Genomic DNA, 7,735 nt, shown 5'->3' with positions numbered 1-7,735 from the left:
TGATTATACCGAACAGCAGATGAATATAGTTCTTGATGATGCGAAAAAGTATACGGATGATAAGGTCGGCAGTGCAATAAATAATGCTGCTAATGAGGCGAAATCCTATACAGATATGAAGTTTGAAACGTTAAATTATGCTGTTGAGGATGTCCGGAAGGAAGCGAGAGAAGCAGCAGCTGTTGGTTTGGCAGTGGCGGGTTTGCATTATAACGATACACCAGGGAAGTTGAGTGTTTCATTTGGTACGGGTGTATGGCGTAGCCAATCCGCATTTGCTATTGGTGCTGGTTATACATCTGAGGACGGCTTCGTTCGCTCGAACCTATCTGTTACAAGTGCAAGAGGTCATTGGGGTTTAAGCGCAGGGATAAACTTTACGCTGAATTAATAATAAAAAAACGCATTCACCCTTGTCTCATGAGACAAGGGTGAAAATTTTATATTTAGAGAAGTAATCTTTTACACAAAAAGTCATAAAGTGGTATGCTTATAGAGTTTCCACAACAATGTATTTTATAGTAATAATGAGAATGATTTTAGTTAAAGAGAAGAATTTTAACTAAAAAATTACAAATGTGGAGTGATGGCTCCATACAAATTAAAAGTGTACTTTTTATAATTTTATTAATAGAAATACCCATTGGGGGGTATGCTTAAAGAAATAAAGAACCCTATTTTTTACTATTTTAATTATTTTCTCTTGCTATTTGTCTTGAAATTCTATAAAAGAGTAAAAAATTCGTTAATAAACTAAAAAAAATTCGCAAAGCGGGGTGCGATAGTTATGAAAAAATCATACAAACATCTCAATTTTACTCAGGAACGCTTTTCTGAAGCTAGAAAGCATATCGCTTATCTCTACAATAAAAGCGCAATAATCTTGCAAAAAATATCCTGAATCATTCACCAAACAACTTAACTCCTTTTTCGCAATAAACACCCTTTATTGCCCCTTAAACACACAACACTTAACAATAGCGCAAAAAATATGTTCTCTCTACACTTACCTCATCTTCTCTTACACCCCAAAAGGGCTTTACTGCAAAGAGAAAAGCCACCCTAAAGGCATGAAAAAACAAAACCCCATCAACGGGATTACTGATGGTGTATCAAAAATCTCATTGAGGCTTTAGATAGTCCCTTTTCCCGTTATGACAACCCTAATCTTTTATAAAACAGAAAAACACTTGGTGAGACCTACTAATACCAAAATATGTCTTTTTAATGTTTTTCACTTGGAGCATTTACTATGAAAAAAATATATACTACGCCAAAAACGCCAGCAATAAGTAATTCAAAAACTTTCCCCTCGCCTTATAGATCCCCTTTTATTAAAACACTTTCATTGGTTTCAGTAGCTGTATTTTTATCAAATGCTTCTCCTGTTTCTGCTTGTGATCTTTGGGCCAATGTCTCAGATTATTTTGGTGCTGGTACAAATGTACGTAAAAGTATTGCACCAACCTATATAATTAGCGGTGGTGTCTATAGAGATGTTGGCTCTGCGTTTGCAAGGGTAGATAGTGAATTCCGAGATATTTCTCGGCAATTTAATATAGTTTCATCCAATATGCTTGTTCAACAAAATTCTGCAGAGACTATTACAGTTGGTGCGAACAAAGGCGGCACTGTAGTAGACTTTGCAAATAATTATCATGCAGCGCGGTCTATTGTTGGTGTTGCTGATGGTGTGCTTAGCCCAACATCGAATCAAGCAGTCAATGGTTCCCAGCTTTATAAATTGGGCTCTGCGATTGCGAAATCTTTTGGTGGTGGTGCTGGATATGATTGTTATGGGGAATGGATGGTTCCTACTTTTACGGTTAATGTCGTTGGGGAGAATGGTAAGGGAACTGTACAGCACTATAAAAATGTCGCGGATGCATTTACTGGCGTAGGTGATTCTTTTGCAAATCTTAATAAAAAGGTTGAAAATTTATTCCTTAATGCGATAGGCGATCATCTTATTCAGCAAAATGGTGTAGGGACTATTACAATTGCTGCGAACAAAGGCGGTTATGTAGTAGACATTGCAAATAATTATCGTGAGGCGCGGGTTCTTACTGGTGTTCGTAATGGTGCGGTTAGTATAACATCGGAGCAAGCGGTCAATGGTTCCCAGCTTTATAAATTAGGCCTTGCGACTGCGAAGTCTTTTGGTGGTGGTGCTGACTATCAAGATGGAAACATGCGTGTTCCTACTTTTACGGTTAAGGTCTTTGATAAAGATGGTAATGGAACTGAAAAGGACTATCATAATGTCGCGGATGCATTTACTGGTGTAAATAGTTCTTTCACGAATCTTGATAAAAAAATTGAAAATATAGTCATTAATGCGACAGGTGAAGGTCTTGTTAAGCAAGATACGTCAGGACTTATTACTATTGGTGGAAAAGTAAGCGGAACTAGGGTAAGTATTGCAAATATTGATAATGCGGTGCGGACTCTTTCTGGTGTTAATGCTGGTTCGATTACAGCCACATCGACTGACGCGATAAATGGTTCTCAACTTTATGCCATGAGCAATGTAGTTGCAGGCTATTTTGGTGGTAATGCTGACTATAAAGATGGAAACTGGAGAGCTCCTACTTTTACAGTTAAGGTCTTTGACAAAGATGGTAATGGAACTGAAAAGGACTTTCATAATGTCGCGGATGCATTTACTGGCGTAAATAGTTCTTTCACGAATCTTGATAAAAGAATTGAAAATATAGTCATTAATGCGACAGGTGATGGTCTTGTTCAGCAAGATACATCAGGACTTATTTCATAATGTCGCGGATGCATTTACTGGCGTAAATAGTTCTTTCACGAATCTTGATAAAAGAATTGAAAATATAGTCATTAATGCGACAGGTGATGGTCTTGTTCAGCAAGATACATCAGGACTTATTACTATTGGTGGAAAAGTAAGTGGAGCTAAGGTAAGTATTGCGAATATTGATGGTGCAGCACGGACTCTTTCTGGTGTTAATGCTGGTTCAATTACAGCAACATCGACTGATGCGATAAATGGCTCTCAACTTTATGCTATGAGCAATCTAGCTGCTAGATATTTTAGTGATAATGCTGGATATGATGAAGGTGGAAAATGGCGTGCCCCTACTTTTACGGTTAAAGTCTTTGATCAGAATGGTAGTGGGACTGAAAATAACTATAAAAATGTTGCCGATGCACTTACTGGTGTAAGTAGTTCTTTTACAAATCTTAATAAAAAGATCGAAAGTATGACAGGTGATAGTTTTATTAAACAAAATAGCGCTGGGCTTATTACGATTGGTGGAAGTAAAGGTGGCGATAGAATAGATATTACAGACAGTATTAAAACTCCACGCATTCTTTCTGGTGTTAAGGGCGGCGCTTTTGATAAAAACTCGACCGAAGCAGTAAATGGTGCCCAGATTTATTTTATGTCTCAGGCATTTGCGAGTTATTTCGGCGGTGGTGCTGGATTTAATGAAGAAGGAAGATGGGTATCTCCTATTTTTAAAGTTAAAGCCTTTGATAAGGATGGTAATGAGACTGAAAACACGTTTACGAGCGTCGCGGCTGCCTTTGATGGCGTTAATAGTGCTTTCACAACTTTGAATCATGAGATTGGTGAGATAAAGAGAACGGGTTCTGGTGAAAAAAAGCCATCTGGAAATAGTGATAGGAATAATATTTCAGACGGCTTTCCTTTTAGAAGTGTATCTTTAAAAAGATCGTCTCGCGCCCTAGGTGATGTGAAGGCTCTAACTACGGTAACTATTGCTGCTAAGTCACCATTAACTCAAATAAGTTTTATGGATGCTAATGGCAAAAGTCGGCGTCTTTTTGATATTTCTGCTGGTGATATTTCTGTTAATTCAAGCGATGCAATCAATGGTGCGCAGCTTTACTCGATAAGCAACCAGATTGCTGCTTATTTTGGTGGTGGTTCTGGGTATCAAAATGGAGAATGGAGCGCTCCTACTTTTACAGTTAAAGCCTTTGATGAGAAGGGTAATGAAACTGAGATAAAATATAGCAGTGTCGCGGCTGCCTTTGCTGGTGTTAATAATGCTGTCACAACTTTGAATCATCAGATTGCTAAGATAAAGGACAGCAATGTTGTTAAGCCAATGAATAGACCATCTCAAAATGGCGATCTGAAGAATATTTCAGGCGACTTTCCTTTTATGAGAAGCGCATCTGTGAAAAGCTCATCTGCTGCTGAATCACCATTAGCTAATGAAGAAAAGGGTGTTGTAGACGATGCTTCTCAATACGACGTCAGCGACAGTCAATTTGATAACGTTAGCCAAAGGGTTAGCAGTCTTGAAGGGAAGGCAAAAGATTTTGATCAGAAAGTAGACGAGATCGAGAAAGAAATGCCCTACGTCGTTAAGTATGATAAAGATGAAGCAGGTCATAAGACCAATAAGATCTCTTTAGTAGGTGCTGATGGAAGTCAACCAGTCGTGATTGATAATGTAGGAGATGGCAAAGTTGAAGCAGGTTCTAAGAGAGCAGTAAATGGTAATGAAGTCTATAATTTCACTCAACAGCAGATGAAGAGTGTTCTTGATGATGCGCACACGTATACGGATAAGGAGGTCGGTAGTGCAAGAAACGAGGCAAAATTCTATACTGATATGAAGTTTGAAGCATTAAGTTATGATATTAAGAATGTGCGCAAGGAGGCAAGGCAAGCTGCAGCGATTGGTTTAGCGGTGTCTAACTTACGTTACTTCGATGATCCAGGTTCTCTGAGTGTTTCATTTGCTGGCGGTTTGTGGCGTGGCCAATCTGCCTTTGCTATTGGTGCAGGTTATACCTCTGAAGATGGTAAGATTCGTTCTAATCTATCGGCAACCAGTGCCGGAGGTCAGTGGGGCGTAGGTGGTGGAATAACTCTGAAATTAAAATAACACCAGAGAATACGAAAAACGACAATTTAACCAAAATTTCGCCCTTGTCTCATCAGGCAAGGGCGAAATTTTTTATTATAGAGAAGTAATATTTTACATAAAAAGTTATAATTATAAATTCTCATAACAATATGCTCTATAGTACTAATCTCAGTGAGGCTGACTTTAGTGAGAAGTGAATCAATTTAACAAAAATTTTACAAATTCAGAGTAACATCCGCATATAAATTACTAGAGTGTATAATTGCACAGCATTTTAAAAGTGTACGTTCTATAATCTCACTGATAGAAAATATCCATTGGGGGGATATGTTTAAAAAAATTAAAAATCACATTTTATTATTTTGTTTATTTGCTTTGTACACAAACAGTAGCTGCAATTATGAGTAAGACTCACTTTGTTCAAAAGAGAACGAATCAAACAAGCTATAAAACAGAATCCCCAGCCTATAAAGTATGTAATAAAGCTATGAATTTTAAAATCATAAAGATATTGCATGATTACATAAACGAGTAAGACTCATTCTGTTAAAATAATAAAACTCATTTTCTTCTTGCTATTTTTCTTGGTAGTCTATAAAAGAGCAAACGAGTCTCCAATAAGACTCATTCTGGTAAAAACAAAACCAATTCCTCGCAAAGGGAGGTGCGATGAACTATGAAAATCACACAACTTCCATAACTATACTTTAGGCTCTCAAAAGGAAAAAACCTTAACACTTGAGAACACGCCGCTTATCCTTACGGTAAGAGCGTGATAGCCTCATAAAAACACTCTAAACTACTCACCAAACAAAACAAACCTCTAATAATAAACACTTTATCGCTTTTTAAGCACACAAAATAAGCTCTTTTATTTTAAAAAATTTAAACCACGTATCTAACAGTAGCGCGCAAATATGTCTCTTTTATGTCAATTTCACTTTTCTCCCCATCCTCAAATCCATAAACTTTGTTTCAAGAAAACACCCTACTTAAAAGTAAGAAAAATCAAAACCTTATTAACCGGATCATTGATCAACGTTAACCGCAACCTCACCGAAGTTCTAATCACCCCTGTCTGCCTCTGCGACAAATCCAAACTTTATAGAGAACGAACAAAAAACACACACCTAAACGATTTCTAGCGCTGAAATGTGTCTTTTTAATGTTCTGAATATATGTTTTTTACTTGGAGAATTTGTTATGAAAAAATTATATACCACACCAAAAGCGCTAGTGGTGAGTGATTTTAAAAATTCTTGTTCGCTTTATCGATTGCTTTTTATGAAAGCGCTTTCAGTGGCTTCGGTGATTATCCTTTTATCACACGTTTCTCCTGTTGCTGCTGCTACTCAGATTTTTAATAATATATCAAACGATTTTAGTGGTGGTACAAATGTGCTTAAAGGTATTCCGCTATCCTATAGAGTTGGCAGCAAGCTGTATAGAGATATTGACATTAATCCTACATCTATGGGGAGTGAAGATACCTTCAAAAACTTAAGATCTAACATTAAGATTGAGATTAAAGTGGCTTTGGGTACTGCGTTTGCGGGTAGGAAAGGTTTTAAGGAAGGTTCTAAGAACGTAGCGGATGCATTTTCTAGTATTAATTTCACAAGTTTGAATCGTCAGCTTGCTGAGATAAAGGAAAACCCTGCTATTGGGGAGAAACAAAAAAATTCATCGCAAGGTGATGATCGGCATGAGAGTAAAGACAACTTTCCCTTTATGAGAAGCTTATCTCGTGCTGGAGAAGGGGGTGTGATAACTATTGGTGCTGATACACCACACACTCAAGTAGATTTTACGAATAATAAAGGTGAAGGAAAGACTCTTGTGGGTGTTGCTGCTGGTGATCTTTCAAAAAACTCAACCGAGGCAGTAAATGGTTCTCAGCTTTATAAATTAACAAGAGGTCTGGCAGTTAATACTGTTGATTCTATAGATTGGCCTTTTAAAGATCCTATAGCTGAAGGGAAAGCTTCAATTGCTATTGGTCACGGCGCAAAAGCATCAGTTCTCGATAGTATTGCTTTAGGTTCATATTCTATCGCAAATGTTGCGGGTGGTATGGGAGGTTATGATCCTATTACTAAAGAGATCTCATATAAACAGGACAACGCATGGATCTCCGTTTACGGTGCGCTCAGTATTGGTGATGCTGAGAAGGGTTTGACCAGACAGATTGTAGGTGTTGCAGCTGGCACTAAAGATACTGATGCCGTGAATGTTGCGCAGCTAAAAGCTCTACAAGACGCTACATACCCAAATTGGGAGCTTTCTGTCGATGGTAAAAATAAGACCAGTGTTAATTCAACCAGCCCAATGGATTTGGCAGCTGGAAGTACAAATCTTACTCTTACAAAAAGTGATAAAGACAATAATATAAAATTTGATCTAGCCAGGGCCGTTATAGTCGATAAAATACAAGTAGGGAACAACATTTTAGACGCAACAGGTTTAGTGATTTCCAATGGTCCGAAAATAACTACTTCTGGTATAGATGCTGGTGGTAAAAAGATCCAAACAATTGCGAATGGAGAAATTTCTGCAACATCAGCGGATGCTGTAGCAGGTAATCAGCTTCATAATCTTGGTAGCAGTGTTGCTAAGTATTTCGGTGGTAATGCTAGCTATCAGAATGGCACGTGGACTGCTTCTACATTCACGGTTAAGAAGTTTGCATCTGATGGCAGTGTTTCTGATGCGACCTATAATGACGTTTCATCTGCCTTTGCTGGTGTTGGTGATTCATTCGCGAGTGTTAAAGATAAATTCAAGAATATTAAGGATGAAGTTACCAAAGAGATAGAAAAGGACATTGCCACTGCTCAAGGTGATGCCTTGTTGTGGGA

General features: G+C 37.8%; 3 protein-coding genes and 1 pseudogene. All 4 read left to right on the top strand.

All coding sequences use genetic code 11. The annotated features are described in order from the left end of the window. A partial coding sequence (locus J7R13_RS08085; RefSeq protein WP_208438229.1) for a YadA-like family protein occupies window positions 1–391 on the top strand: 391 nt, incomplete at its 5' end. Window positions 392–1,252: 861 nt separating this feature from the next. Beyond that, window positions 1,253–2,776 carry a hypothetical protein gene (locus J7R13_RS08080; protein WP_208438228.1) on the top strand — a complete coding sequence of 508 codons (1,524 nt, stop codon included), beginning with the start codon at window positions 1,253–1,255 and terminating at the stop codon, window positions 2,774–2,776. Beyond that, window positions 2,742–4,895 carry a YadA-like family protein gene (locus tag J7R13_RS08075; protein WP_208438227.1) on the top strand — a complete coding sequence of 718 codons (2,154 nt, stop codon included), beginning with the start codon at window positions 2,742–2,744 and terminating at the stop codon, window positions 4,893–4,895. Before J7R13_RS08080 ends, J7R13_RS08075 begins: the two co-directional genes overlap by 35 nt. Before the next feature lie 1,185 nt (window positions 4,896–6,080). After that, window positions 6,081–7,735: pseudogene (locus J7R13_RS08070) on the top strand (hypothetical protein); the annotation flags it as partial.

It is taken from the genome of Bartonella taylorii 8TBB (assembly GCF_902825155.1).
Taxonomy (GTDB): Bacteria; Pseudomonadota; Alphaproteobacteria; order Rhizobiales; family Rhizobiaceae; genus Bartonella; species Bartonella taylorii_A.
This window is presented reverse-complemented; position numbering and strand designations above follow the sequence as displayed.